At 58.8% G+C, this 25,914-nt stretch carries 19 protein-coding genes and 2 tRNA genes; 6 read left to right on the forward strand and 15 right to left on the reverse strand.

Translation table 11 applies throughout. The features are described 5' to 3' along the window. Positions 1-147: 147 nt before the first annotated feature. Positions 148-594 carry a carboxymuconolactone decarboxylase family protein gene (locus tag IRZ31_RS00925; RefSeq protein WP_297148551.1) on the reverse strand — a complete coding sequence of 149 codons (447 nt, stop codon included), beginning with the start codon at positions 592-594 and terminating at the stop codon, positions 148-150. Positions 595-937: 343 nt separating this feature from the next. On the opposite strand from IRZ31_RS00925, the gene IRZ31_RS00930 reads away from it, so the two are divergent. Next, positions 938-2,095 carry an MFS transporter gene (locus IRZ31_RS00930; protein WP_297148553.1) on the forward strand — a complete coding sequence of 386 codons (1,158 nt, stop codon included), beginning with the start codon at positions 938-940 and terminating at the stop codon, positions 2,093-2,095. A gap of 179 nt (positions 2,096-2,274) precedes the next feature. Here the strand turns inward: IRZ31_RS00930 and zwf are convergent, their stop codons facing one another. The 8 genes from zwf to IRZ31_RS00970 form a co-directional block, all read right to left on the reverse strand. Continuing rightward, complete coding sequence (zwf, locus tag IRZ31_RS00935; RefSeq protein WP_297148554.1) at positions 2,275-3,852, reverse strand: glucose-6-phosphate dehydrogenase; 1,578 nt, start codon at positions 3,850-3,852, stop codon at positions 2,275-2,277. 503 nt (positions 3,853-4,355) lie between these two features. Then, positions 4,356-4,805, reverse strand: coding sequence for a hypothetical protein (locus IRZ31_RS00940; protein WP_297148557.1), 450 nt, complete (start codon positions 4,803-4,805; stop codon positions 4,356-4,358). Between the two features lie 208 nt (positions 4,806-5,013). After that, complete coding sequence (locus IRZ31_RS00945; protein ID WP_297148558.1) at positions 5,014-5,988, reverse strand: hypothetical protein; 975 nt, start codon at positions 5,986-5,988, stop codon at positions 5,014-5,016. Positions 5,989-6,374: 386 nt separating this feature from the next. After that, entirely contained in the window at positions 6,375-7,058 is a 684-nt protein-coding gene (locus IRZ31_RS00950; RefSeq protein WP_297148560.1) for a hypothetical protein, read from the reverse strand. Between the two features lie 462 nt (positions 7,059-7,520). Beyond that, positions 7,521-7,916 carry a plastocyanin/azurin family copper-binding protein gene (locus IRZ31_RS00955; RefSeq protein WP_297148562.1) on the reverse strand — a complete coding sequence of 132 codons (396 nt, stop codon included), beginning with the start codon at positions 7,914-7,916 and terminating at the stop codon, positions 7,521-7,523. 298 nt (positions 7,917-8,214) lie between these two features. Beyond that, positions 8,215-8,288, reverse strand: a tRNA-Glu gene (locus IRZ31_RS00960). Between the two features lie 296 nt (positions 8,289-8,584). After that, positions 8,585-8,658, reverse strand: a tRNA-Glu gene (locus tag IRZ31_RS00965). 154 nt (positions 8,659-8,812) lie between these two features. Further along, positions 8,813-10,075 (reverse strand): MFS transporter, encoded by a 1,263-nt coding sequence (locus IRZ31_RS00970; protein ID WP_297148565.1) that lies wholly within the window; start codon positions 10,073-10,075, stop codon positions 8,813-8,815. Positions 10,076-10,547: 472 nt separating this feature from the next. On the opposite strand from IRZ31_RS00970, the gene IRZ31_RS00975 reads away from it, so the two are divergent. Further along, complete coding sequence (locus IRZ31_RS00975) at positions 10,548-11,924, forward strand: MFS transporter (RefSeq protein WP_297148568.1); 1,377 nt, start codon at positions 10,548-10,550, stop codon at positions 11,922-11,924. Positions 11,925-12,231: 307 nt separating this feature from the next. Here the strand turns inward: IRZ31_RS00975 and IRZ31_RS00980 are convergent, their stop codons facing one another. Beyond that, on the reverse strand, positions 12,232-13,155 hold the full coding sequence (locus IRZ31_RS00980) for a class I fructose-bisphosphate aldolase (protein WP_297148570.1): 924 nt from the start codon (positions 13,153-13,155) through the stop codon (positions 12,232-12,234). 314 nt (positions 13,156-13,469) lie between these two features. Beyond that, positions 13,470-15,488: an APC family permease gene (locus IRZ31_RS00985; protein ID WP_297148572.1), complete on the reverse strand. Its 2,019-nt coding sequence runs from the start codon at positions 15,486-15,488 to the stop codon at positions 13,470-13,472. A gap of 493 nt (positions 15,489-15,981) precedes the next feature. Here IRZ31_RS00985 and IRZ31_RS00990 point away from each other — a divergent pair, with 493 nt between their 5' ends. Further along, positions 15,982-16,662: a hypothetical protein gene (locus tag IRZ31_RS00990; protein ID WP_297148574.1), complete on the forward strand. Its 681-nt coding sequence runs from the start codon at positions 15,982-15,984 to the stop codon at positions 16,660-16,662. 229 nt (positions 16,663-16,891) lie between these two features. On the opposite strand, the gene IRZ31_RS00995 is transcribed toward IRZ31_RS00990, so the two are convergent. After that, positions 16,892-17,995 carry a zinc ribbon domain-containing protein gene (locus tag IRZ31_RS00995; protein ID WP_297148575.1) on the reverse strand — a complete coding sequence of 368 codons (1,104 nt, stop codon included), beginning with the start codon at positions 17,993-17,995 and terminating at the stop codon, positions 16,892-16,894. Positions 17,996-18,334: 339 nt separating this feature from the next. Between IRZ31_RS00995 and uvrB the strand changes: the two genes are divergently transcribed. After that, a complete protein-coding gene (gene uvrB, locus IRZ31_RS01000) occupies positions 18,335-20,332 on the forward strand; it encodes an excinuclease ABC subunit UvrB (RefSeq protein ID WP_297148577.1) in 1,998 nt (665 codons plus the stop codon). Positions 20,333-20,564: 232 nt separating this feature from the next. On the opposite strand, the gene IRZ31_RS01005 is transcribed toward uvrB, so the two are convergent. Then, entirely contained in the window at positions 20,565-20,717 is a 153-nt protein-coding gene (locus IRZ31_RS01005; protein ID WP_297148580.1) for a hypothetical protein, read from the reverse strand. A gap of 1,269 nt (positions 20,718-21,986) precedes the next feature. On the opposite strand from IRZ31_RS01005, the gene IRZ31_RS01010 reads away from it, so the two are divergent. Continuing rightward, positions 21,987-22,448, forward strand: coding sequence for an S-adenosylmethionine decarboxylase (locus tag IRZ31_RS01010; RefSeq protein WP_297148583.1), 462 nt, complete (start codon positions 21,987-21,989; stop codon positions 22,446-22,448). 264 nt (positions 22,449-22,712) lie between these two features. Next, the gene (locus tag IRZ31_RS01015; protein WP_297148584.1) at positions 22,713-23,531 is read left to right on the forward strand and encodes an alpha/beta hydrolase; all 819 of its coding nucleotides are present in this window, start codon (positions 22,713-22,715) and stop codon (positions 23,529-23,531) included. A gap of 144 nt (positions 23,532-23,675) precedes the next feature. On the opposite strand, the gene IRZ31_RS01020 is transcribed toward IRZ31_RS01015, so the two are convergent. Continuing rightward, on the reverse strand, positions 23,676-24,434 hold the full coding sequence (locus tag IRZ31_RS01020; protein ID WP_112427189.1) for a hypothetical protein: 759 nt from the start codon (positions 24,432-24,434) through the stop codon (positions 23,676-23,678). A gap of 390 nt (positions 24,435-24,824) precedes the next feature. Then, positions 24,825-25,914, reverse strand: a 1,090-nt coding sequence (locus tag IRZ31_RS01025) for a LacI family DNA-binding transcriptional regulator (protein ID WP_297148587.1), incomplete at its 5' end; no start/stop codon positions are given.

Here is a 25,914-nt window from a genome sequence, read left to right on the forward strand (position 1 = left end):
ATCTCCTCTCTTGGTTGCGGCATTGCAGCGCGGCGGAGAACAGGCTCTGACCTTGCCTGCGGCTGCGGTCGGCCCTGCTGAGCACAGCACAGGATGGAGATCTGTCCTGTGACTGGCAAGGCTCACGTCCTGCTCTTCCGTCTCGCGTCAACGTGGTTCTGACTCCTTTGAACCATGCTGGTCTTCATCCGCGACCAGTTGCTCAAGAATTTGCGCACCGAGGTTGCCAGCAGGCAACCCGCGAAAGAGAAAAGCCAGATTGACCACCGCGTTGAGTTCTTCCCAGGTGGCGCCAGCGCGCCGGGCGGCGCGTGCATGCAGGTGAGCCGCATCAGAGAGCAGCACCAGCAGCATGCCGAAGAGCATTAACTGGGCTGTCTTCGTGTCAAAGCATGAGGGATACATAGCGCGCCGGCGGATCTCTTCCTGGAGCAGAAGGAAGTCGGGATCGAGGCGGGCTAGCAGATCGGTTCGGGCCTGAACCCGCGGGGGAACAAAGCCAATCAGCTCGCTATAGCGCTGGCGAAGCTCCGCCAGCTGCTCCTGGCTCAGCTTCAGCTCAGGAAGCTGATCTCCCCCTTGAGAGTGGCTCATATGCGCGTCTCTCTCCTTGCCCTTCAGTGGGCTGACTGAAATAGCCGGCCTGCATACGAGGCGAGCGTCTTTGTTTGTATACATGATACCATAAAATGACCGTCAGGCTGCAGACGAAACCCCGCAGGCCGACCGCGTTTGTAGGACCCCGAGAACGCTCACAAAGCCATCCCACAGTCAGGACAAGGGCCAGAAAACCAGGCTGGGAGAGGCGAACGTCTTTGTCGTTGGAGGCCCTCATGGGAGTCGGGTCACTCAGACCCGGTGGAAGGAGTGCAAGCGTCTTAAAAGGGAGCTGGCAGTAGGGAGAAAGCTCTACTGAACAAGCTTTATCTTAGCGGGTGTGATCTGCCTGATAGGTGTGGGCATTGGTCTGATAGTCGCCATCATTGGTGGCTATCTTTGGGGATGGGAATGGACGGGCGTCTCGTCCTACATCGGGCCAGTGCTCAAGCCAAATCAGCCATATCGACCGGAAAAGACTTTGTGGGACTGGCTGCAGCTCTTAATTGCTCCCATCGTTCTCTTGTTGCTGGGGGTCGGCTTTGCCCAGTGGCAGCAGAAGCGAGATCATACTATTCAGCAACAAAGGTATCAAGCAGAGCAAGAACTTGCTATTGATAATCAAAGGGAATCTGCTCTCCAGGAGTATATTAATAAGATCTCTGAGCTTCTGCTGGACAAGCAATTACGCTCATGTGCAAAAGAGGCTGAGGCTCAGAAAATTGCCCGGGTCAGGGTGTTGACGGTGCTGCCGCGTCTGGATGCCAATCGTAAGAGGAGCGTTGTGCAGTTTCTCTATATGCGTCCCGTGGGCATGGTAAGTTTGAAAACGCTGGTGCGTATCATGCTCAAAGATTACCCGACGCGCTCGCTGCTGGGCTTCTCCCTGTTGGTTGGCCAGGCCTTTCTCTATAACGCTATCTTTTTCACCTATGGTCTTGTGCTTGCACGCTTTTATCGTGTGCCGGATGAAGCCATAGGCTTGTATCTGATCCCGTTCGCGGTTGGCAATTGCTTTGGCCCGCTGCTCCTGGGGCGTTTCTTTGACACGCTCGGCAGGCGCAAGATGATTAGCTTTACCTATATCCTGCCGGGAATACTGCTGGTGCTCACTGGCTGGCTCTTTATGCGGGGGAGCTTAACGGCAGCCACTCAGACGCTCTGCTGGTCGGTCATCTTCTTCTTCGCCTCAGCAGGCGCCAGCTCAGCCTATCTCACAGTCAGCGAAATTTTCCCCTTGGAGGTAAGAGCGCAGGCCATTGCCCTCTTTTATGCGGTTGGTACAGGTGCTTCAGCGGTGGCGCCGCTCCTCTTTGGCCTGCTGATCCAGTCCGGCGAGGCTATCAATGTCTTCTTCGGCTATCTCCTGGGGGCTGTAGTTATGGCGGCTGCAGGAGGTGTAGAAATGGTTTTTGGGGTTGACGCAGAGCGGCAATCGCTAGAGAAGGTAGCTCGTCCTCTTTCAGTAAGTGAGTTCTGCGATGAAGGTCATGGCTGATTGCGCCAGGGCACCAGCCAGGCAAACAGCAAGCCTGGCTGGTGAGTAAGGTGCCTGCTCCGATGGCTCCCTGAGCTTGCTGGAGACAAGACATGGAAGGCACTAGGATAGGTAGCTGTCTTACCGCTCAGCCTGGTGCCAGACTGAGCCTGTGAGCGGCAAGCGAGCCACGTCTGCCTTCAGGGGGTATCCCACTCGCGACCATCGCGCCGGATCAGCTCCTCCGCCTCGGCGGGCCCCCAGGTCCCAGCGGCATAAGGGCGCACACTTTCTGCTGGCATCTGCTGCCAGGCCGTTGTAATAGAGTCAATGATGCGCCAGGCGGTCTCAATCTCATCGCGGCGGATAAACAGGGTCGAATCCCCGAGCATGCAATCAGCGATCAGGCGCTCATAGGCATCGGGTGGCTCGGTCTGGAAAGCTGTTGCGTAAGAGAAGGTCATGTCAACCGACTTAAGCCGCTGGGCGGCGCCGGGTACTTTGGCCCCGAACTTCAGGGTGATTCCCTCTTCTGGCTGGATACGTACCGTCAGACGGTTAGGGATCAGCTCACGGGCCTCGCTTGGCTTGTAGAGCAGATGAGGCACGCGCTTGAACTGAATAGTCACCTCAGTGCTGCGCTTCGGCAAGCGTTTCCCTGTACGGATATAGAACGGTACATCGGCCCAGCGCCAGTTTTCGATAAAGAGTTTGAGCGCCACGAAGGTCTCGGTCGACGAATCGGCAGGAATCCCTTCCTCCTCACGATAGCCGGGAACCTCCTGGCCGTTGATAGTACCGCGCGTATACTGGCCGCGCACCACCTGATGCGCTACCTCCTCGGGGGTCAGAGGAGGAATAGCGCGCAGCAGCTTCACCTTCTCATCGCGGATCGCATCAGCCTCGAAGGCGACGGGTGGTTCCATTGCCGTCAGGCAGAGCACTTGAAAGATATGGTTTTGCACCATATCACGAATGGCCCCAGCCTCATCATAGTACTCGGCTCGTCCGCCAATACCGATATCCTCTGCAACCAGGATCTGCACGTGATCGATATATTTCTGATTCCAGAGTGGCTCAAAGATGCCGTTTGAGAAGCGCATGGCCAGAATATTCTGTACCGTCTCTTTCCCCATATAGTGATCGATGCGATAGATCTGATCCTCGTGCAGGATGCGGGCGATCTCGCGGTTAAGTTTCTGGGCGGAAGGAAGATCGCGCCCGAAAGGCTTTTCAATGATCACGCGGCTCCAGGGGCCATGATGATTGGCACGATGGCCGCCGTGAGGGCGATGGACGAGTCCATTTTCTCCGAGCATGTGCACTACCGGAGCATAGAGATCAGGGGGGATAGCCAGATAGAAGATGCGATTGCCGCGGGTCTGGTACTGCTGATCCAATTGCTCAAGCAGCTGAGCGAGTTTCTGATAGCCTGCGGACTCGTTCAAGTTAGCCTGGCAATAGAAAGTACGCTGGGCGAAAGACTGTCTGGCCTCCTCATCCAGGCCCAGCTCGGGTGGACTGTTCTCGGCAAGAGCTTGCACGACAAGCTGGCGCCATTGTTCCTGTGTGAAAGGGCGGCGGGCGAAAGCTACCACTACGAAACCCTGGGGTTGCGGGTGGGCGTGCATCAAGTGGGCCAGGGTTGGGAGCAGTTTGCGCCGGGTCAGATCGCCCGTGGCCCCAAAGATGACCACAATGCAAGGCTCAGGATGAATACCATCCTGCCAGATAACGTGAGGCTGAAGAGAGGATTGCACCTGTGTATCATTCGCCATCGAGGTCTCTCCTGCTTCCTTGGCGTCTGGACCGGTCTTTTTTTGGGTCAGATCAGTGGCTCGTTGCGGATAAAGCAAAGGGCCGGCCAGCGGCCTTCTCTGTTTCCTACCCTCATTGTAGCAAAAGAGGATGGTCAGCTGCTATCTACCAGGGGTTACATGGTCTGACTGCGGAGACAGACTGGCTGTTGACCGGCGGTCGACGGCAAGAGATCAAAGTGGGGACCAGGCGGGGGAGGAATGGAAGCGAGCAGGCTCTTTGAGCAGCGCTCGCAGTCCTCCCTGCCCTGGCCTCAAGTAAATACACTCACAGAAAGGCTATCAAGCTTCAACGTGTTGGTATAGGTGGCGACCGAGGCCCGTCGTCACGTCAGCCCTCGCCTGTTTCCGCCGGGCAACGAGGAGACGAAGCGGGTCGCAGGAGAAAGCCAGGTGACAGGCGGGCTGACGGCCTGCTCAGATCGGTGGAGGATAGGGAGGGAAAGCCAGTTCATGGACTGGCGTCAGGCTTCGATTTGGAGAGCCTCCAGCACTGCGCGTCGGCTCTCTTCGCGCGAAGGTAGAGAGCCGCGTAAGTAGAGCGAATGGCGAGCGATAGCGGCATTCGCGGCCTGACGTAGGGTGATGTGGTAACCATACGTGCGATTGAGGGCCTGGGTAACATCCTGAAAGTCCTCCAGCTCCTCGATGCTTCCTTCGGCGCGACAACAGAACGCATAGAGTGCCATGTCGGCATAGTGAATGACCCACCAGCGGCGACGCTGCTCCCAGGGCGAGCACTGCGACTCGGAGAAAGCGGCGTATGATTGCTGGTAGCACTTGCGGAGCATTGCGGCGGTCCAGTAGCAGGGAGGCTCATGGAAGACACTGGCCAGCTTGCTGGCTAAATTGCAGACCTCGTTGATGATATCGTCCTGTTCAGTGGCCTGGTGCAGTTGCAGCTGATTCGACATAACCTTCCCCTTTCCGTTCCTTCCTTGCCACGAACGGGGGTAGCGACTGTAGACTGGAAAGCTACACGACCCCCCTTGTATAGGGTACATGAAAGACAAAAATTTGTCTAGCGCAATTCAAGTTTTTTCTTGTTATACAAGAAAAATTGCATGAAGAAAAGCGAGAAAGAGCGTCTGCGTTGGCTGAATATCGAACTTATGGAGTAAATCACGTTTTAGTGGCAGAGGACTTTCTGGGTGTGCTAGAGTAGTACGTTGCCATTGCCACGCGGAGTCGGGAGAAGATGGTGATCAATACCAGACAGATCAAAATTGGAACATAGAGAGAAACAGCCATTGGAAAGTGTAATACAAAATAGAACAGTGATTGAAGCACTGGCAGAGGTACAATGAGGAGCAAGACCGAGAGAGTTACGGCCAGTGACCAGCGTCCACCAAGGTGGGAGACCAGCGTCTTGTAGCGTAGCTCAGCCTGTTCACGGATACTCTGCTGCATCTGCAGGAGCTGCTGACGCTCGCTGGCGATCTGCTGGCGTTCGTGGGCCAGCTCCTCTTCAAGCTGACGGGCCCGGCGCTGCGCATCGCGTATCAGATAGAGGGCGGCAGCCGCCTGTTCATCTTCCTCCTGGCGTACTTTCAGCTCAATTGTCTTTTTAACATCCTGGAACAGAGAAGGGACATGCTCGGGACGCATAATGATCGTATTGGCCGCCTCTGCTATCATCTTGTGGGCCTCTTCCTCGACTGCTTGCTGGAAATTTCTCTGAAGATCCTTGTACTGATCTTGCAGGCGCTGCTTCTCTGCCTGGAGTTGGCGATTCTCAGCCAGCATATCGCGGAGGTGGGCCTGATACTGCTCAATCTGTTGCTGATGTCCTTCTTTCAAGGCTGCCAGCTCCTCGTCGAAGCTAGTCTGCTGGGCATTATAAGCGGCGACCAGGCGTTCCAGCTCGGCGCGCTGCTCGGCCAGCTCACTGCGCAGGCGCTTATTCTCCTCACGCAGTAAGACAAGCTGGCGTTGAAGATTACGTGTTTGGGCCAGGTTGATCTCGCGGTTCTGGCTGGCTGACCACGGCTTGAGCATGCTGGCGGAGGCGGCCTCATGCTGGTTGGCTGAGTGCTGACTCTCGTCGGGGGTTGGAGTACGCTGCTCGGGTGGTCTCTCCTCTGAAGAGCGTGTCATGGTGCTTTTCCTATATCTAAATATACCTGAAATGGTCTGTATCTTGACCTATGGAGAGATGTCAGCAGACACTATCTATCACATGATAGTATAGCACGCTTCTTGACCTGCTTGAAGGAGCAGCAAAATAGAAGCACATCACGCCGGTACAGTTCTCTCTACAGCAATTATGCCTCGAATTGAGAGAGGTTTCAAGGGATACAGCGCTGTATCTCCCGAGGCAGTGGCAGGAAACGCTCCTGGTTGGAGGGCAGGCCAAAAAAACAGGCCCGGCTCCAGACGCTACTGGCACCTTGGACCTGGGTGCCTTCTAGCGTTGAGCCGGGTTGCTACTCAGCTCGCTCTCGGGCAGACGAGCACCGGGGGCGCAACCAGAAAAGGTGGCCTCACTGGTGAGGAGTGACCGTACCTCGCGGTGGCCCCGGAGGGGACGTCACTGTGATCGTCACAGTCGGGAACGGCGCGGCAGTAGCCGTAGCCGTGGGTGTTGACGTTTCCTGTGTCGGGCTACTTGTCACTTGAGGGCTGGCCGTCTTGGTGGCCGTCGCTGTCCCACCGCTGCTGATTGTAAAGTAGGCGGCCTGGGGCACGGTACAGCCTGGTGTTCCCTCTTTGTTGAAGGTCACGTTCACCAGCGTCAGCTTGCCGACAGCATCCGCTCGGGGTGGGATAGAAAACACCGCCAGACCGTCGCTTGTCGTCTGCACTGTCTGCGTCGTCACACTGCCATCCCACCAGCGCACTGTGGCTGTCGCAGTTGCATCGCCCACTCCCACCGGGTTCCCATCGACAGTGTGCACAAACTTTGCGTAGACCATGATCATCTTCCCGCTACTGATCTGCGGTGAAGTATCGGTCGCCCACGCACCACAGAGGTAGTCTGGCAGGGACGGGGTGGGAGAATCGTTCGTGCCGAAAACAATGGTAGCCGTTACGCTTGGACTCTCCAGGTTCGCTTGCGAGCTATTATTGCCGCAGGCGGCAATCACTGCACAAAAAGCTAAAAACAGACCCAGAGAGCCAAATTTCAATACCCGTTTATAAATGGAAGAAGGAATTGTCTTCTTCATCAGCCATCATCTACAAAAATAGCAGCAACTGCTTTCTATTCAGCCAGCGTTTCAGGCTGCCGGATGAGGGGCCGCTGCTTGAGACTGACTTGAGTATAGCATATCGATCCTGGCCATCTGTGGATCGGCGTCTGCTTGTGACAAAAAGTACTAGCAGGCGCGTAGGACCCAGGGCAGCGGCGGCCAATCTGAGGGGGGAAGAAGGGAATGGTAGTAACAAGCGAGCACAAGGGCTGGTATAGAAGGGGAGAGGAGCGATCTCCATGCGAGCGAGGGCCGGCGGACCAGAGGGCTTCCTGTCCTCTGTGACAGGCGACAGGTAAGAGCGATCTCCGGCGATCCGGCCCTCTCGCTTTTGCGCAGTGAGCCGCTGTTCTCTATCAGGGGGACGCCTTCAGCGGTCTCCTGCTCATGCAAGCCTTGCTGCTTCTGGCTGGCCTGGGAGCGGCCTCGCTTGTCCTGCTACTGGACGATAACGGTTAGCTGCATGTTGGGATGGATGGTGCAAAGTAAATGATAGGTGCCAGCGGTGGTGAAAGGTGGAGTTGTAGCGCTTTCACCCTGAACTCCATTGAAGTTCAGATCCACCGTTGGGGCGCCAGCCTCCTTTGTCACCTCGGGGTTGGAGCCTTTCCAGGTGCCGTTTTTGATCACGTGGGGGACGGCCACATCATCCACCAGGGTAAGCGCCTGGCCCTTCTTTATGGTAATCTGCGTCACCTCGAACGCAGTTGAACTCATCTTCACCGTCGGACCAGTGTTTGTCGCACCCGCGGCTGTATCGCGAATACCGCAGGCTGCCAGAACCAGTGTGAGGAGTCCCAGAAGTACCAGACCCGTAACAACCTTTTTATACATAGAAAGACATCCCTTTCGTCATGGAGAGATAAAAAGGAGCAGGCGAGCGAGATCCTGCTGTCGTCAGCCTGACGCGAGCCTGCTGATGCGGGAGTCAGCGTAGCCGGCCAGGTAGTCCAGTGCTCGCTACATGAACAGGTGCGGTGCCCCTGCTAATAACTATAGCAAAAGCCAGCGGTGGCGAGAAGGGAAAAGGACCTCTCCCTATACACAATCTTGCCAGGGGGCAACCGTACCGTGCCAGCACAAACAAAAGGCCCGAGGCGCAGCTGGCCAGCGGGCCTCGGGCGAGAAAGGGTAGCGCATACGGGATTTGAACCCGTGATCTCCGCCTTGAGAGGGCGGTGTCCTAGACCGCTAGACGAATGCGCCATGTGAGCGATGCACTCAGGTCAGCAGGGACTCAACTGCTGGCGCGGTTATCATACCCGATTCTTGGCTGCCTGTCAAGGGTTTCCGGAGCCAAGGCCAGCGGTTGGCTTGCTGAGCGCTGAGACCGCGGCTCGGGTCTTCTCGCTGCCGGGGCGTCCCAGCGTGTGTGCATGGCTGAGGAAGCCTGAGCTAGCGGCCAGGCTAGATCAGGTGGCCGAGAAGAGGAGAGGGGGGTGGGAGGGCACAAACAAAAGGCCCGAGGCGCAGCTGGCCAGCGGGCCTCGGGCGAGAAAGGGTAGCGCATACGGGATTTGAACCCGTGATCTCCGCCTTGAGAGGGCGGTGTCCTAGACCGCTAGACGAATGCGCCATGTAAGTGATGCACTCAGGTCAGCAGGCGCTGAACTGCTGACGGCAACTATCATACCCTACCCTTTGCCATTTGTCAAGTACTTTTCTCAGAAGGACTGTCATCGCGAGTGCGGGCTGAAGTTGAGACCCAGCAGCCACAGATCTGCAGCCAGTCATTCGCTGCGAGTGGAAGGGGAAGGCTCACCCGAGGTGGTAGCCGTAGATTGTAAGGGATCAGCCACAGTATAGTATGCTCCCCAGTGCTCGCGGGCAATGGCCGGTCCGGCGACCAGCGCAGCCACACTAGCCACGGCACTAAAGAGCAGCATAATCCCGAAAGCATCGCTGTAGCTGGCCGTTTGATCGAGCAAGAAGCCGATCAGAGGTGGACCCATAATCAAGGTAGGCGAAGAGATCACGCTTACCAGGCTCTGGGCCACGCCTTTGCCGACGCTGCGCAGAGAAGCGGCCTCATTAAAAATGGCCGCGTAAGGAGCGCTAGAGCCAATCGCCGTCAAAGTGATCCCGATCCAGCTCAGAGGGGCGCTATGCCAGGGCAAGGCCAGGCAGATGATGCCTGCGCAGCAGAATAAGGCCATCAGACGGACCAGGGTGATGCTGCCCAGCCAGCGCCGCCCAAGGATCAAGCCACCCAACGGGCGGAAAAGCATCCCGCTCAGCAGAGCCAGCGAGCCACAGGTCGCTGCCAGGGCCAGGGGCAGGTGATCCAGCTGCACCAGGTAGAGTGCGATCCAGGTAGCGATGGCATTCCCCAAACCAAACGTCCCCATATGCGCCAGTCCCAGGCTCCAGACGGCTCCCGAGCGTAGTCCGTGCCTCAGTCCCCCCTGGCGCAGCGGATGCTGCTCCTCAACGTCTACCAGGAGCCAGATCAGCGCGCCGAGCAGGCCGGGGAGGCCCCAGCAAAAGAAAGCTCCACGCCAGCCGAGCAGCCGGGCGAGATAGGGGGTCAAGAGCAGGCCCAAGCCGGCCCCCACCTGGGTTGAGCCGCCGTAGAGGCCCTGGGCCAGGGCCGCCAGGCGACCGCTACCTGCCGCCACACTGGCGCCCGCCACGAAAGCTCCGCCGATCCCCAATCCAGTCAAGAGCCGCATGGCCAACAGCCAGCCGAAATGCGGAACAAGAGGCAGCAGCAAGGCCCCACAGGTTGCCAGCAACGTCGAGGCCAGCAGTACTGGACGAGCGCCGTAGCGATCGATCAACACCCCTGCTGGCAGGTAAGCCAGGGTGAGGCCGAGAAAGAGCAGAGTCGAAAAAAGGCCGACTTCGCCAGCGCTGATCTGCAGCGTGGCCCGCAGCTCAGGGATCAGCGGGCTGTAGTTCGTGTATTGCACCGTCAGAATCAGCAGCGTCAGACAAGCAGCAAAAATACGCCAGGGCGCGCTGCGTCGTCGCTCGAAGGGAGGGAAGCGCATCAGGATAACCTTCCTTGTCAGCCGCACTGGAGCAAGCAAGAGCGGCGGTCACCAGGTCAGCAGATATCATATCGCAGCCGAGCCGCGGGACGTCATCTTAGAGAGGCCGCCGCTGGCAATCTTCACCTGGATCTTCTTGCTCCATACAGAAAAAGGATGCCAGCCAGAGAGCGGGGCGTCAAGTACCTGGTAGCCGGGATCAAATGCGGGCATAAGAGAGCATAGCGAGCCAAGACTTGACAGATGCGCAGAGGAACGGGTACAGTCTTGCTATAAGCACAGGCAGAGCGAGAGGTAAGGTAGCGCTGCCAGCGTTGGAAGCGCAGATGAGCTGTCCTCTCCTCCTCGTCTGCGCCGTCAGCCAGACCGGAGGTCGAATCCAAGCCAGGCCAGGTCAAGCCACGCCGCGCGCGACCCCCAGGCCGGCCAAGTATGGCAGCCGAAGCCAAGAGAAGAGAGGGGGAGAAACCTCATGGAAATCGGCAAAGACTCAGGCGAAGTAGCCATGAGCGCCGCAGCGACTGCGGAGCTTCCTAGCCGTCGAGTGTCGCTCCTCGAACACATCAACATCAACGTCTTCTGGTTTGCCAACAACTTCCACTGGCAGGCGCTGCTGGCCATCGTCATTCCCAGCATGGTGGCCAAATTCCTGCCAGTCAGCCAGGAGGCCATCAACCTCACCACCGTCGTTCTCTGGGGGACAATCGTCGCCGTGATTGTCAACCCGCTGGTCGGAGCCATCTCCGACTATGCCACCTTTCGTTTGGGGCGACGGCGTCCCTTCATGATCATCGGCACCGTCTTCAATATCATCGTCCTGGTGGCTTTTGCCTTCGCCCCCGGCTGGGCCAGCTCTACGGCCTTGCTCGCGCTTTTCGCCGCCCTCTTCATCCTTCTCCAGATCACCAACAACGTCGCCAATTCCCCCTGGAGTGCTATTATCGCTGACAAAGTCCCCCAGAGCCAGCGCGGCCTCGCTGCCGGCTTCAATGGACTGCTCTCGCTGCTTGGAACTGCCGTCGGCTCGCTCGTTGCCGGAGCCATTGTCAACAAGCACGATCCTCTCCCGGTCTACCGTCAAGAGATCGTCCAGATCTTCCTCCTCATTGCCGCCGTCCAGATCATCTTTGTTGCCTACACGGTCCTCACCGTCAAAGAGACGCCCCTTCCCATGACGGGTCAGGAGCGCTTCAGCTTCAGACGCTTTATCCGTCGCTTCCTCTTCAATCCCCTCCACTATCCCGACATGGCCTGGGTTCTCCTTGCCAGGTTGCTTGTTATGATGGGGATCTGGACCGTCTACTATTTCCTGCAATACTACTTTGACAACGTACTGGGGGGACCGGGGGTACGGACCATCATCTACAATACGCCCTTCTCGGGCGAGTTTTTCAACGGCCTCGTCTTTCAACCGGCTCTCTTGCTCACGGCTCTGCTGACCTCGATCGTCGGCGGCTGGGCCTCGGACCACTGGGGCCGAAAAGGACTGGTCTATCTCTCTGGGACGATGATGGCCATCGTCTGTCTTGTCTTTATCTTCTTTCAGACCCAATACGGAGCCTTTGTTGCGGCTCTCATCTTTGGCATTGGCTTCGGGGCCTACACGAGCGTCGACTGGGCCCTGACCACCGATGTTCTGCCGCCAACCAATGAAGCCGGTAAATTTATGGGCTTCTGGTCAATGATGGGCATTCTGCCCCAGGTCATTGGGACGGCCATCGGGGGCGTCATCCTCCAGCTGCTACAGAGCCTGCCCAATCATCTCGGCTACACGGTCCTCTTTGCCGTGACTACGCTCTACTTTGCTATTGGCACCCTCGCCATCAAGCAAGTTCGGGGAGCGCGCTAGCAAGGCGATCAATGCGAAGCAGTCGTCGACGGAGACGGTTCAGGCGAGGGAGAGAAAAAGAGCAGGAGAGGCCACGGATCTGCGCTGGCTTGAGTGGCTTGAGACGGAGCAAGCCGTCCTGCGTCCTGCGAGAAGAGAGGCAGCATGGACAGGTAGAGCGCTAGAGCGAGCCGGCGTGCTGCCTATGCCAGTGCATGAACACAGCCAAGGGCTGGTCAACCCCAAACCAGGCGACCAGCCCTGCGTCTTCAGACAGGACCGCTGTGGCGGCCCTCACCCATCGTGCTCCTTACAAGAGCAGCTGAGCTTAGCGGATAGATCCCTCGTAGATGCCCATCACTGTGTTCAGGAAGCGCAGAGCCTCGTCCTTGCGGCGCTGGAAGGAATTGCGTCCAATGATCGAGCCGAAACCGCCGCCATCGCGGATGGCGCGCACTTCCTCAAAGACCTGCTCGTCGGCAGCTGCCGGCCCGCCCGAGAAGATCACAATGCGCCGGCCATTAAAGGCGCTCTGCACCACATGGCGCACGCGATCGGCCAGGGTAGCAATTGGAATTTCATACTTCTGATAAACCTTTTGCGCCTCTGGCTTTTCAATCTTCTCGGTGGGGAGCTTCACCTTAATAATGTTCGCGCCGAGCTCGGCGGCGATGTGCACCGCATAGGCCACCACGTCGATGGCCGTCTCGCCCTCCTTGCTCAGGCCACTGCCGCGGGGATAGGACCAGACGACCACAGCCAGGCCGTGGGCCTTGGCCTGGCGAGTCAGCTCACGTAGCTCCTCGTACATCGTGTCGCGAGCAGCCGAGCCGGGGTAGATCGTAAAGCCGATCGCCGAGCAACCGAGGCGCAGAGCGTCCTCGACGCTAGAGGTCAAAGCTGGCAGAGGATCACGCGACTCATAGAGCAGGTCGTGGTTGTTGCACTTCAGAATGAGTGGGATCTCACCGGCGAACTCTGCGGCGCCGGCCTCCAGGAAGCCCAGCGGGGCGGCGTAGGCATTGCAGCCTGCCTCGATAGCCAGCTGGAAATGGTAGCGGGGATCATAGCCAGCCGGGTTCGGCGCGAAGCTCCGCGCCGGACCATGCTCAAAGCCCTGATCGACTGGCAAGATCACCAGCTTACCAGTTCCTCCCAGGCGGCCATGATTCAGAATACGGGCCAGGTTCGTTAAGACGCCGGGGTTCTCGCCGGCGTACCAGCTCAGAATCTCGCGAATGCGCTCGTTCATACGTGTTGCTCCTTCCTCCATCAACAGCGACAAATACGTTGGTAAACAGGATCTGTAAGCGTAGCTCAGCTAGAGAGAGTTCACAACCTTTATTGTACCACGGCGGAAACCGCGGTCCTGACCAGGACAGACAGCGAATCGCACGAGTCGCCGGTCCGGCCCGGCCCGGGCAGGCATAAGCAGCTTCGCCAGTGCCTGGAACCTGCTCCTCTACGAGCGGGCATAGCTCTGCTCAATGCTATTGAGCTGACCGCTTGGGATTGGCCAAATCGACGGCGCACCTGCTGAGCGCCTGCCGACCTTCTCAGATTAGATTACCAGCGCTTCACCATATGCGCCACCTGCATTCCGCCACCTGGAGTGATCTCGTAGCTAATGCGATCGGGGTTAATATCCTCAATCCTGGGCACCTCGTCGGCGGGGACAATCGTATCGTGAGGGTGAACGATCTGCCAAACGCGGGCGATCGTTCCCGGCTCATAGGGACGATAGACATAGCGGCGGGTGCTGATTTTAGCGCGGCGAGCCTGGCTTTCGGCTTTCCCGAAGAGTTCCTTGGCCTGTTCATCCTCCAGGTAGGGATCGACTACCTCGAAGAGGCGTGGCGTTCGGGCCACGCGTGGCTCGCCAACGTAGAGGAAGACCACCGGGCGCCCGTCGGCGCTCTGGAGTGCCGTACGGATCACATCCTCATTATGAGGATTATTGGCTGTTAGCACTGCCAGAATGGAGCCGTGGAGATGGTCCTCGATCGTTGTCACTGGCACAGGCAAGCGACCCATCAGGCGGTGGCTGCGATAGTTATAGAAAGCCACCCCCATGCCCAATAAAGCGACCGAGCCGCCGAAGGCCGTAGCCAGCGGCTTTGCCACCAGGTTAATTGACCAGGCCAGCGTCACCAGGAAAGTGGTAAGGACCCCCAGATAGAAATCGATTGTGTACCAGAGGCCACGCCAGCCCTCGTATGAACGCTCGGCGCTCTCCACGATCTCGCCCTGAGTGGATCGCCGCGAGGTTTGAGGCTCGTGGTGGCCGTTGAGGGCCGGGCCACTGTCGGCGGTGAGCGCCAGGTCTGCCTTTGTGGGCGCGTGACCATTCTGCTGGCTCTCTCGCAGCTCCGCCAGGGCGGCAGCCCGATTCTGAGCTGTGTGTCGCTCGCGCCAGCGCACGACATCCAGGCCCAGGCAGGTCAACGAAAAAGCCCCCAGCAGGCCAAAGGCGTACATATCACCGAGCAAATCTAACTGGCCGTGAACGAGCAGCAAGACTATGATCGGAACGCCAGTCGCCAGAGCAATCGAATAGTGGGGAGTGCCGCGCAGGCGGTTCCGCTTGAGCACGAAGGAGGGCAGGAACTCCATGCGCGAGAGGGCCATAAACACATGGTAAGCGCCGATGATCGCCGTATTGCTGGCAAAGACCAGCAAAGCGCTGGCGCTGATCGCCACCTCACTTTGGAGCCAGATATTACCCCAATGGCCGGCCAGCAGCGAGACAAGCTGGCTGTTCTTGAGGGGGTCACTTGCCTCCTGGGGTTGCAGGAGCGTCGAGAAAGTCGTGAGCAGGGGACTGGTGAGGCCGATCGTAACGACGACCAGCAGCAGAGCCAGGCCAGCGACCTTTTTGCGAGGTGTCTTCATGACCGGCGACAGCTGAGAGATGCTCTCCAGGCCCGAGAAAGCCAGGAAGGCCCCTCCGAAGCCGACCAGCAGCTTGACCGGAGTCACGGCATTGCCGGCGAACATGCTTTCGAAGAGATGGAGGGCCTCAGCGAGTGAGATGTGGCTAAAAACTGTGATGAGAATGGCCAGATCGCTGACAAAGGCGATCAAGGCGCCGATCAAGCTCACCGTGGCGCTTTCGGTGATACCGATCCAGTTAAGAATGCCCAGAAGAGTCAGGACAGCGATGGTAATCCAGAGAGCGTTGGGTCCCAGGGCTGGGAAGACGACGCTGAAATAGAAGATGCCCGAGAGACAGCTCAGAGCTGCCGTCAAGAAGTAGTCCACCAGGATAAACATACCGCCCAGGGCGCCGAACCAGGGATTGAGAGCGTGGGCTGCCACACTGACAACACCGCCGCCCTGGGGGAAGCGTGCCGAGACCTCAGCGTACTTGAGCGTGAGCAGTATGAAGACAAACGTTGTGAGGAGGACAAAGAACCCGGCCAGTTTCCCCACGGTAACGTAGAGAATGCCGGGCGTATAGTACACTGAAGTGCCGATGTCGGCGAAGACGACTGCCCAGCAAAGCAGCGGGCCGAGGCGGCCACGGCCCGACTGATGCTCCTGCGACTGGTCTGTTGTTGCTGCCTGTGTCACCGATTCCTGCATTGTAGAGTCCTTAGCTGAGCTCAGAGGATCTTGGATTGGGCCACCCCCTTTTTGGGTTACCCCTAATGGGGGAGGGAGAGGCACCTGAGCCGGCGCGTCGGTTGTTCCGGCTATAACTGTAACATGCAATCTTAACCCGGGGCAAGGGGAAAACGCCTCACTCTGGGCCAGTGGCCAGAGCGCGACCATTGTTACTTCGCTGCCGCTCAACCGTTCTAAGCCAAAGAAATGTTTCTCGGGTAATCACGCTGTTTCACTGGTCGGACAGACCTGGTGACAGGCGCATCTAGCTGGTGGTGTATCGGTGTGAGGTGGTCGGATTAGCGCCTGGACGAGGCAAGAGAGCGGCAGGTGTCTCACGCTGGAGAGTGGAGAGCAGGTCAAGAGGGTATGCTCCGTCTCTATCTTGTCTGTCTCCAGAGTTCGCGGGCAGCGGTTGGTCGTGGCTGATCGGATCGTCAGGTCTGCAACTGGAGAGGAGAAACTGAATACGATGACAATAAGTGGCGATACCTTTGATCGTCTTCTAGAAGCAATCTATGCCCAACAGCGTCTATTAGAAGAGCTTGAGAGAGAGAATCGCGAACTGCGCCAGCAGCTGCAGGATCTACGCGAGGGGCGAGGAATTTTTGTAGAGATTCTGGGGGTGCGCTATCCCCTGTCTGTAATGGGGGAAGTAGAGCGGCAGGTTACTGCGCCTGCGCCAGCAGTCGCTGCGCAGCCTGAATACATAGCCATGCCGCCTTCCTACCAGCCGGTGTCAGAGCGGCAAGAAGAGCGCCCTGGGAGGCAGGACCAGCAAGAAGTAACGCCGGCGGAGGAGCGCCCTGGAAAAATCGCGCAGATCAGGGCCTCGATCGGGCCGCTGGAGGCCCAGCAGATGGCCCAGTCCCTGCCTCTGGCCCAGGCTCCAGCCCTGGAGGGGCCACGACTCTCCCCTTCGTATCTCGAAGAAATGTTGTTTGATGAATTTGCCTCCGCTGCCACAGGGCCGCTCGGGGCCTTTGCCAGCTCTGGTACTGAACCTGGATCAACCGAACCCCAGAGCGCAGAACATCCATCTGAGCAAAGACTGACTCAAGGCGGACCTGCAGGCCCTACACCTACGGCCCTCGACGAAGAAAGCAAGGCGGCCCTCAGGCGTGAGCTGATGGGTAGCTTCCTGCTGGACTAAGCGCCGGCGCGAGTCAGAAACCGCTGCTTTTCGCTGCTCCTGTGGAACACAACTGCTGCTGTCCCTGGAAGGGGGGATCTCCTTCCAGGGACACGTCCTTCTGACCAGCTCAACGGCTGGTTCTCCTCGCCTCTGCTCTTTGCTGTGTGTTGGCTCGCCTTTGACCCGCGGTAGTGATGGACGAACTACCTGCCAGTGGCGACCTATCTGGACGGAGGGGGATGCAAGGCTAGGATGTCAGGTGAATAGTCGTGCTGGCGCTCTGCATGCCGCTGCCGGACTGGCCCATTATCAGAGTGAATTGCTGATCCTGCTGAGGAACACTAAAAGTGACCGTACCACCCTGGCCATGAGCTCCCTGGGCAAAGGCCACGGGCAAGGTGCTATAGCTAGGGGCAATTCTGTCACCCTTCGCTGTCTGGAGACGGATATAATCGTACGGGGAGCCGGGGATCGCCGTCTGGGCCAGCGTGTTCTCAACCGTCAGCGTCAGGATCAAGAAGACCTTGCCTCGTGGGGCCTGCTGGCCCTCAGTGCTCCAGACCAGCATTGCTCTGGTAACGGTCCAGTTCAGTCCGAAGTACTGCAGTTGCGTATTCAACTGCACGCTGCGGGGAGCATAGCGTGAGAGATCCGGCTTACTCGTCAGAGGGATATCCATCTGAGCCTCATTGTCCGTGCCCAGACGCAAAATGAGCTTGCTGAGGGGGACATTCAGTGAGGCGGCAAAGTCCAGCAGATTGTTGCGGCTCGCCTGGGGAGCAAGCGGGCCATTGGCAGTCACAAGCAACGGGGCCTGCGCACCTTTCCCGGGCACAAGCAGATGGGCACACTGGTAAAGATTATACACGATTGGGCTGGCTGTCGGATTCTCCTCATGCAAGGAGATACGCAGCATCCCGTCTGCCGTAGCTTGGGCATCATCGGCGAAGGTCTGCGCCTGTTGAACGCTCTGGATCGTCAGGCGAGCGCTAGCATAAGTCACCGTCGTATTCAGCGTCAGCGTCGTCACCGGTCCCTGTGCGTGGCTCTGGAAACCTGGCACGGGCAGACCGACGAAGCCAGCGACGATGTAGCCGAGGACAACGAGGAGCACAAGGGCGAGCAAGACGGGGAGCAGCCAGCGCTGCCGTGGAAGCCGTCTGGCGAGCGGACGCGCTGCCACGGCGGGCGCCGCTGGTGTCTGCTGCCCAGATACAGGCTGCGGTGGCTGTGCGCTCAGGTAAGAGAAAGCCTCGTCCGCGCTCAGGCCACAGCTAGGGCAGAAACGCTGGCCGGGTCTCGCCGGGGCGCCACAGCGGGGGCAAGACGACAATGGCGAATCCTGCGCCATAACCAAAGACTCCTTGGGTGGGTACTCTCTCTGGGCTTGGCGTAGTGACAAAGGCGGGGGCTTCTCCCCCAAGCCTCTCGCTACCATTGTAGCATAACGCCTCGTAAAGACAGTGTAACTCAACCCTGCCCCAGAGTCCCATGTCCGTACCTGTCCGGGCTTCCTGAATGGCAAGCGCCGGGCGGCCAGGCGAAAGAAAGGGTCGCTACTGGGGAGAGAAGATGATATAATGGTGAGGACTTTCGGAGACTCGACCGTAGGCCCAAGCCACCATCAACGCAGAGGACGTAGACAAGTATCAGTAGGCAAGCGCTAAGAGACATGAGGGGGTCAAGACCTGTGCCTGAGTTCAAAGTAGAGTCACCATTCACACCAACCGGTGATCAACCGCAGGCCATAGCGGCTCTCGTCGAGGGCCTCAAAAAAGGTTATCGCATGCAGACGCTGCTCGGAGTCACTGGCAGTGGCAAGACCTATACGATAGCCAAGGTTATCGAGCAGGTGCAGCGACCAACATTAGTGCTGGCCCCCAATAAAACCCTAGCAGCGCAGCTCTACAGCGAGTTCAAGGAATTCTTTCCAAATAATGCAGTAGAGTACTTTGTTTCTTACTACGATTACTATCAGCCAGAGGCTTATATTCCACGCACCGATACCTATGTAGAGAAAGAGAGTCTTCTCAACGAAGAGATAGAGAAGCTCCGTCTCTCAGCAACCAGGAGCCTCTTTGAGAGGCGCGATGTTCTGATCGTGGCCTCAGTTTCCTGCATCTACGGCCTGGGCAGCCCGGAAGAATACGGTGAGGTAGTACTCACGCTGCGCGTTGGTGAGGAGCGGCGGCGTGATAAAATCTTGCGTCATCTCACCGAGATTCAGTATGAGCGCAACGACACCAACTTTACTCGGGGGCGTTTTCGTGTTCGTGGAGATGTGCTGGAGATCTTTCCGGCCTATGAGGACGTGGCGGTGCGGGTTGAGTTCTTTGGCGATGAGATTGAGCGCATGACGGAGATCGATCCGTTGACTGGCGAAGTGCTGGGAAGGAGGCAGCGCCTGGACATCTATCCAGCCAAGCACTGGGTCACGACACGCGAGCGCCTCAACCATGCCATCGAATCGATCCAGGCCGAGCTGCAGGAGCGCCTGGCCGAACTGGAGGCCCAGGGGAAGCTGCTGGAGGCGGCCCGTCTGAAGCAGCGGACGAATTTCGACATTGAGATGCTGCGCGAGACCGGCATCTGCTCGGGTATCGAGAACTATTCGCGACACCTCTCAGGACGTGCCCCGGGTGAGCCGCCCTGGACGCTGCTCGATTACATGCCCGATGACTTTCTGCTGGTGGTCGATGAGTCGCATATTGCCCTGCCCCAGGTACGCGGCATGTACGAGGGCGATCGCTCGCGCAAGCAGGTACTGGTGGACTACGGCTTCCGCCTGCCCTCGGCTCTCGATAATCGCCCGCTGACCTTCGCCGAATTTGAGCGCCAGATCAACCAGGCGATCTTTGTATCGGCCACGCCTGGCCCCTATGAATATGAGCACAGCGAGGCAGTCGTCGAACAGATCATTCGCCCGACGGGCCTGGTTGATCCCGAGATCTTGGTGCGTCCGACCCGGGGCCAGATCGATGATCTGGTGGCTGAGATTCGCAAGCGGGTCGAGAAAGGGCAGCGCGCCCTGGTCACAACCCTGACCAAGAAAATGGCCGAGGATCTGGCCGACTATCTGCAGGAGCTAAACATCAAAGTCCATTATCTGCACTCGGAGATCGACACCATCGAGCGAGTCGACATTCTGCGCGATCTGCGTCTGGGTGTTTATGACGTGGTGGTGGGCATCAACCTCTTGCGCGAGGGTCTGGACCTGCCGGAGGTCTCACTGGTGGCGATTCTGGACGCGGATAAAGAGGGTTTCCTGCGCTCGGAAGGCTCGCTTATTCAGATGATCGGGCGAGCCGCGCGCCATGTCGAGGGCACGGTCATTATGTATGCGGATACGATCACTGGCTCCATGCGGCGGGCCATTGATGAGACGAACCGCCGACGTCGCTTGCAGATGGCCTATAACGAGCAGCATGGAATAACCCCGCGTGGTATTAAGAAAGGGGTTAAAACGCTCTCGGAGCGTATCAAAGCCATGAGTGCGGCGGGGGCCGATGAGGGTCATCAGGAGCAGAAGGCTGCCGTAGCCCTGGCAGGTATTCCCAAGGAGGAAGCCCTGCGTCTGATTAAGAATCTGGAGGCTCAGATGCGCGCCGCTGCCAAGCAGCTGGAATTTGAAAAAGCCGCTGAGCTGCGCGATCAGATCATTGAGATCCGGCGCGCGATGATTGAATAAGCCGGCCAGGCACGCTCAAGCGTCAGTCGCGTGCTGGATCATTACCTGGCCGGATGCATTGGCAGAAAGAGCAAGAGGGCAGGAGCACTTTCTGCGGCGCTCACTTTGCCAGGCCCCCGTGCCTGGCTCGAAAAGAGCAAGTTATTTACATGTGTGCCTGCTTGAAAGTCAGGCTTGCCGGAGTCCGGCACCACTACCTACCCGACCAGGAAGGAAAGGATTGGCAGTACTATCAGCTATGGCCCAGCAGAGTCCACATTGTCGGCAGCAGACCCAGCACGGTTATCGTACAGCGACCCAGGAAGCCGGACAGTCTGAGCAATCCGAGCAATCTGAGCAGTCGGAAGAACGTCTCTTCCACACCGATCGGTGGTGTAGTCCTCATCTGCCTCCTTGTTGGCGGCGGCAGTTAGAGGCAGGCAGCGCAGTAGCAAGTGACCACCACTTCGCTGAAGCTGATCATATTGCGTGCTGGCAGGAGGCAGCACGTTTCTTTGTAGCAAGCGCGGCACGTGGCACAGACATACAGCGACAGCAGCTCATCCTCAATAGGAACGACGCCATTGCTTACCCCGCGTTCCCTCAGCCGCTGAGAGCGGCGATACAGGAGGAAGCCCGCGACCTCACCATCAAGGTCTGGCCAGCTCGAAGGGTGCCGCAGCGGAGTTCCTGCGTCAGTAGCAAGGTCTGGCCTGCCTCGGTCTCTGGCCTGATCGTGATCAGGAAGCGCCAGATCCACACGGCCTTAAGGAGTGGACCGTTGGTGCTTAAGGCGCGGGTCTTTGACCAGGAGCCGATGACCAGCTTCCTCCTGGTACAGCAACTGAATCTTCTACTACCGCAGCTGGGCGGCCCACGGGATAGTGGGCGTGACCTGAAGAGGCCGCTCTCTACCGCGATGACCGCCTGGCGGATTGCCAAGCCTGAGTCTGAGCGACGCACAAGCGCAACGATCAACTGCGCCCACTGGACCAAGGTGGTCCACTTGCTGGTAACCTGTCCTGCCAGCAGGGCCTGGCTCCCTCTACGCAAGCCCCTTCGCGACCGGCGCGCTGCGTGGCTGGCGGGTGCAAAGTGGCTCTCTCGTCGCCAGGCTTGTTGAGCGCTGGGGAGCGGTGGCTCTGGGCTTCTGCGCCCCGGTTGATCCTTTTCCCATGCAGCGCCCGCCATTCCTCCCCAAACTGCTGAGCTGATCTCTTTCCATTCGCTTGCTCTGGGGAAGATGTCTGCCCATGTCTCCCCGGCTGATCCCTGCTGGGAGGCTGCGCTGACCAGCGATCGAGGCACGCTTGCTTGTGGATGAAGAGCAGCTTAAGCTCAACCGTAGTGATACTGTAACGATGGTGTTCGATTACTCGTTCAGATGAGGAGGCAGGCCAATGATGCGGCTCCCCTTAGTCATCATCCGGGAGCTGGATGCATTTCTGGTTCAGCGTCGGCTCTGAGTTCCCTCTTCCGAGGGGAGAGAGCCAGTTGGCTGGGCTGCGACAGCAGTCGCCTTGTGGTTCCGTTGACCTGCTACCGTATAATATCACCTGTGCTCAAAACGGCACTTGAATTGATTGCAGCGAGTCGCTAACCTGGCAGTCTGGGCCGAGTAGGAGTGAAGACTCGCAGATTTCATACTTTTGACGTCTACAGGAGGAGTAGCCCGATGCTTGTGCATTTAATGCTGGAGTTGTACGGCTGCAAACGGGAACTCTTGATCAGTGAGCCGCTGCTCAGGCGCGTGCTGGACGAATTCCCGGCTCGGGTGGGGATGGAGAAGGTCAGTCCGGTGCACCTCTACGACATCGAGACGCCGAATCCGCTCGACTCCGGCATGTCCGGCTTTGTGATCATTGCCCAGAGCCATATTAGCCTGCACGCCTGGCCCGAGTACGGCGAGGTTGATATAGATATCTGCTCCTGCAAGGAATTCAGCCAGGAAGACGCCATTGCCTATGCCAAAGAGATGTTCCAGACGGAGGATGTCGAGGCCCATTTTGTAGTCCGTGCCACGCGCTCACTGCGCCCGGACACGCCTGATCCGGTGCGCTATGCCGAAGCAATGGCGGCCCGTCGTGCCAGGCAGGCGGCCCTGGGCGAATCCAGGTTGACGACGGAGGTGTCCTAAAGGCAAGGACAAGAGGCCGGGGAGTGGCGCCACGGCCCTTCATCATCAGTGTCGTCCGGGTATCCATCCCGGCTGAGGAGCTATCTGCGACAAGTGGATAGCTCCTCATTTTGTCTCATAGGTCCTGGCTTGTGGAGCTGAGGGAGCGGCTTTATCCGGCCAGGAACGCTCGGCTTGTCTCCAGGCCAGTTCGTCTGTTATCCTGAGAAAGTGCGCGGTCCCAATTGGGGGCTGCCTTCATCTTGCAAGCGGGAGGAAGCAGCAATGGACCCATCCAGCGCTGGAGCGCCAGTGATGCGCCTGAGCTATGGCCCTTTGCCCCTGCACTTTGGCGAACTGCGCCTGCCGTCTGCTCCAGGACCTCATGCCGTGGCGGTGCTGATTCATGGCGGCTTCTGGCGCAATCCTTATGATCTCTCTCTCATGCACGGGCTGGCCGAGGATCTGACGGCCCACGGTCTGGCCACCTGGAACATCGAGTACCGCCGCCTGGGCGACGACGGAGGAGGCTGGCCTGGCACGCTGCAGGACGTCGCCCAGGCCGTTGATGCCCTGCGGCAGGTGGCGGGGAGCTATCATCTTGACCTCGAACGGCTCGTCTCTGTTGGTCATTCCGCGGGAGGGCATCTTGCTCTCTGGCTGGCGGCGCGGCCTCTGCTCCTGCAGCGGGCGAGCGGTCCTGAAAGAGAGCTGTTTGCCAGTGAGGGAGCCTTGCCCTTGCGGGGCGCAGTTAGTCTGGCGGGGGTAATCGATCTAGAGGCCGGCTGGCGGCGCCATCTGGGACGTGACGCCGTGGCTGAGTTGCTGGGAGGCGGCCCCGATGAAGTGCCGGAGCGCTATCACCTGGCCTCGCCGGCGGCTCTGCTTCCGCTCGGCGTCCCCCAGATCTTGATTCATGGAACGGCAGATGATCGTGTACCTGTAGAGATCAGCCGCGATTATGCAGCTCGCGCCCGTGCTGTGGGTGATCAGACCACGCTTGTCGAGCTGCCCGGCGTCGATCACTTTGCCCTCATCGATCCCCATTCATCGGCCTGGCAAACAACCCGCGACCTGGTGCTCTCCCTCTCTCGCCGGAGCTGACACGAGGACGGTGGGCGAACGGGCGCGATCGGGATGGGGAGCGCGGCGGCGGTGGTAAAATCTCGGGGACAAACGACCAGCATCGACGCCGGGCACCCTCTCGTCGCGGCGCTCTCCTGGCTCAGCCTGCTCGCTCCAACTCAACTAAGAGGACGTGCGTTTCGCCCACAGGCCAGTTTGGGAGACAAAGACATCGTAGCTACCATCAGCTGGATTGAAAACGGCATTGCCGTAAGAGGCCTCCACGAAATTTGAGAGCCAGCTGCCCTGCTGATTGCGCATCGTCTGGAAGAAGTTATCATCGCCCCCGTTCAGAACCACGACCGTGTGCTTGGCATTCGCCTCCAGGTTGGGATCGTCGAAACGCCCCTCCAGGCGCGTCAGCTTGTAACCCGAATGAAGGCCCAGGACATTCAGCCAGGCCGGGTACTTAACGATGTCGCCCTGGAGCATCCACTCATCGCCGGCCACAATGTAGAAGTTATCCGAAAGCTGGCTGCCATCCTGGCCATAGAGAATCAGCTCGACATTCATGGTGTGGGGCATATTAGCAACAGGATGAGCCCGAACCTGGGCCACCTTGATGTCGCCGGTCAGTCCAATATAAGTCTGCATCAGCGAAGTCAGCCAAAGCAGCAAGATTGCGAACAACAATAGAACCAGTCCCCCAAGACCGTGGCCCACGCGATAGCGCCGCCGATAGCGAAAAAAGCGTCGGTGAGGATGGTCATACCAGCCGTGCTCCCAGGCTTCTTTCTCGCTGCGATAGGGATGCTTTTGACGGTAGTAGACCTTCTCGCCACGGACCACGCCGTGGATGGCGTAGATAAGCAGGGCCAGGCCAAGGAGTGCGATGGCGAAAAGCAAAAGCTGCTGCCAGCCGAAGACAAAAGGTGTATTCATCGGGCCTTCCTTATCGTTTCTGCTCCCCGGTATTGCGGGAAGGTTGCTTCCCTTCAGCCATTGGAAAACGCTTCTCTAACAGAAAACACGTCCTGCCGGGGGTTGTGGTTCTCTTCGAGAAGAATCTTACCGGGCGCGGTCGGGGGGGTCAAGTGACAGCAGATCGAGAAAAAGGACGGCGAGGAAGAGCGGGCCAGGCGATCGAGAAGAGAGTTGTCGGTGCCAGGCCGAAGGGCGGGACTGATTCCGCAGGAGGAGGGTGTAAGCTGGTCCGGTCGGCGCCGCCTGCGGGCAAGAGGTTGCTGCAAGAGAGCCGAGATGACAGCAAGCGCCGACACAGACCAGACAGGATAAGAGGAACACAATAGGCACGAGCGAGTAAGCGGCTAGCTAGATCTCTGGGAGCAGCGCAGAGGGATGGCGCTGCAGGGCGCCGCAAGACTCGCGGATCACAAGGCTGGTGGGCAGAACAATGCGCGGCGCCTCACGCGGCGACTCCTCGGCTGTAGCAGGTAGGGTCTGCCGTCGGCGTCGCGGCATTTGCTCCTGCTCGATCATCTCCAAGAGCAGTTTGATGGCCTGCTCGCCCATCGCGTGTACTGGCTGACGCACTGTCGTCAGGGCGGGCCGCACATGGGCCGAAGCTGGATTGTCGTCGAAGCCGACCAGGGCCAGATCTTGGGGGATACGCAGACCGAGCGTTTCGGCAGCGGCGATCACGCCATAGGCCATGTAGTCACTGGCGGCAAAGATCGCTGTGGGCCGCTCGCTGGCGGGGCGCGAAAGGAGAGCAAGGGCACAGCGCTGACCGCCCGCGGGCATAAAATCGCCCTCCAGAACAAGTGAGGGGTCAACTTCCAGGCCCGCCTCCTGGAGCGCGTCACAGTAGCCCTGATAGCGCTCGTGGGAAACGCAGTATTTGAGCGGCCCCTGGATGTGAGCGATGCGCCGATGACCCAGCTCGATCAGGTGGCGCGTGGCTTCGTAGGCACCGCGCCGATTGTCGGCCCCAATCCAGGGAATGCCCTCCGGCGGCGGACTCTGGTCATCAATAAGCACAACCGGAAAGCCCTGGCGACGCAGCCGTGTCAGGTGCTGGCTGGATTGGCCCGGGAAGACGGCCAGCAGCCCGGCGGTCAGCCGCGTGGCGAGAATACGGTCGATGATCTTGCCACAGTCTCGCTCGTGGTTGGAGCTGCTGATGCTGTAGAGCACCATCTCATAAGAGGTGCTCTCGACAACAGACGCCACACTCAACAGCAGTTCGGGGATCAATGGCCAGGTCAGAGCTGGCACCAGTACGCTGATCAGGGGATTGCGCCCAGCGGCTAGACCGGCAGCAGTGATGCTGGGCACGAAACCTTGCTCCTCAACAATGCGTAGGATGCGCTCGCGCGTCGCCGGGTCGACATCCGGCTTGTTATGGAGGACACGCGAGACGGTGGTCGTGGAGACCTTCGCCAGGCGTGCAATATCGAGT

Source organism: Thermogemmatispora sp. (genome assembly GCF_019683635.1).
Classification (GTDB): domain Bacteria; phylum Chloroflexota; class Ktedonobacteria; order Ktedonobacterales; family Ktedonobacteraceae; genus Thermogemmatispora.

Coding starts and splice junctions, on each gene's coding strand:
- IRZ31_RS00925 (WP_297148551.1), bottom strand. CDS start 594: ATGAGCCACTCTCAAGGGGGAGATCAGCTTCCTGAGCTGAAGCTGAGC.
- zwf (WP_297148554.1), bottom strand. CDS start 3,852: ATGGCGAATGATACACAGGTGCAATCCTCTCTTCAGCCTCACGTTATC.
- IRZ31_RS00940 (WP_297148557.1), bottom strand. CDS start 4,805: ATGTCGAATCAGCTGCAACTGCACCAGGCCACTGAACAGGACGATATC.
- IRZ31_RS00945 (WP_297148558.1), bottom strand. CDS start 5,988: ATGACACGCTCTTCAGAGGAGAGACCACCCGAGCAGCGTACTCCAACC.
- IRZ31_RS00950 (WP_297148560.1), bottom strand. CDS start 7,058: ATGAAGAAGACAATTCCTTCTTCCATTTATAAACGGGTATTGAAATTT.
- IRZ31_RS00955 (WP_297148562.1), bottom strand. CDS start 7,916: ATGTATAAAAAGGTTGTTACGGGTCTGGTACTTCTGGGACTCCTCACA.
- IRZ31_RS00970 (WP_297148565.1), bottom strand. CDS start 10,075: ATGCGCTTCCCTCCCTTCGAGCGACGACGCAGCGCGCCCTGGCGTATT.
- IRZ31_RS00975 (WP_297148568.1), top strand. CDS start 10,548: ATGGAAATCGGCAAAGACTCAGGCGAAGTAGCCATGAGCGCCGCAGCG.
- IRZ31_RS00980 (WP_297148570.1), bottom strand. CDS start 13,155: ATGAACGAGCGCATTCGCGAGATTCTGAGCTGGTACGCCGGCGAGAAC.
- IRZ31_RS00985 (WP_297148572.1), bottom strand. CDS start 15,488: ATGCAGGAATCGGTGACACAGGCAGCAACAACAGACCAGTCGCAGGAG.
- IRZ31_RS00990 (WP_297148574.1), top strand. CDS start 15,982: ATGACAATAAGTGGCGATACCTTTGATCGTCTTCTAGAAGCAATCTAT.
- IRZ31_RS00995 (WP_297148575.1), bottom strand. CDS start 17,995: ATGGCGCAGGATTCGCCATTGTCGTCTTGCCCCCGCTGTGGCGCCCCG.
- IRZ31_RS01005 (WP_297148580.1), bottom strand. CDS start 20,717: ATGAGGACTACACCACCGATCGGTGTGGAAGAGACGTTCTTCCGACTG.
- IRZ31_RS01010 (WP_297148583.1), top strand. CDS start 21,987: ATGCTTGTGCATTTAATGCTGGAGTTGTACGGCTGCAAACGGGAACTC.
- IRZ31_RS01015 (WP_297148584.1), top strand. CDS start 22,713: ATGGACCCATCCAGCGCTGGAGCGCCAGTGATGCGCCTGAGCTATGGC.
- IRZ31_RS01020 (WP_112427189.1), bottom strand. CDS start 24,434: ATGAATACACCTTTTGTCTTCGGCTGGCAGCAGCTTTTGCTTTTCGCC.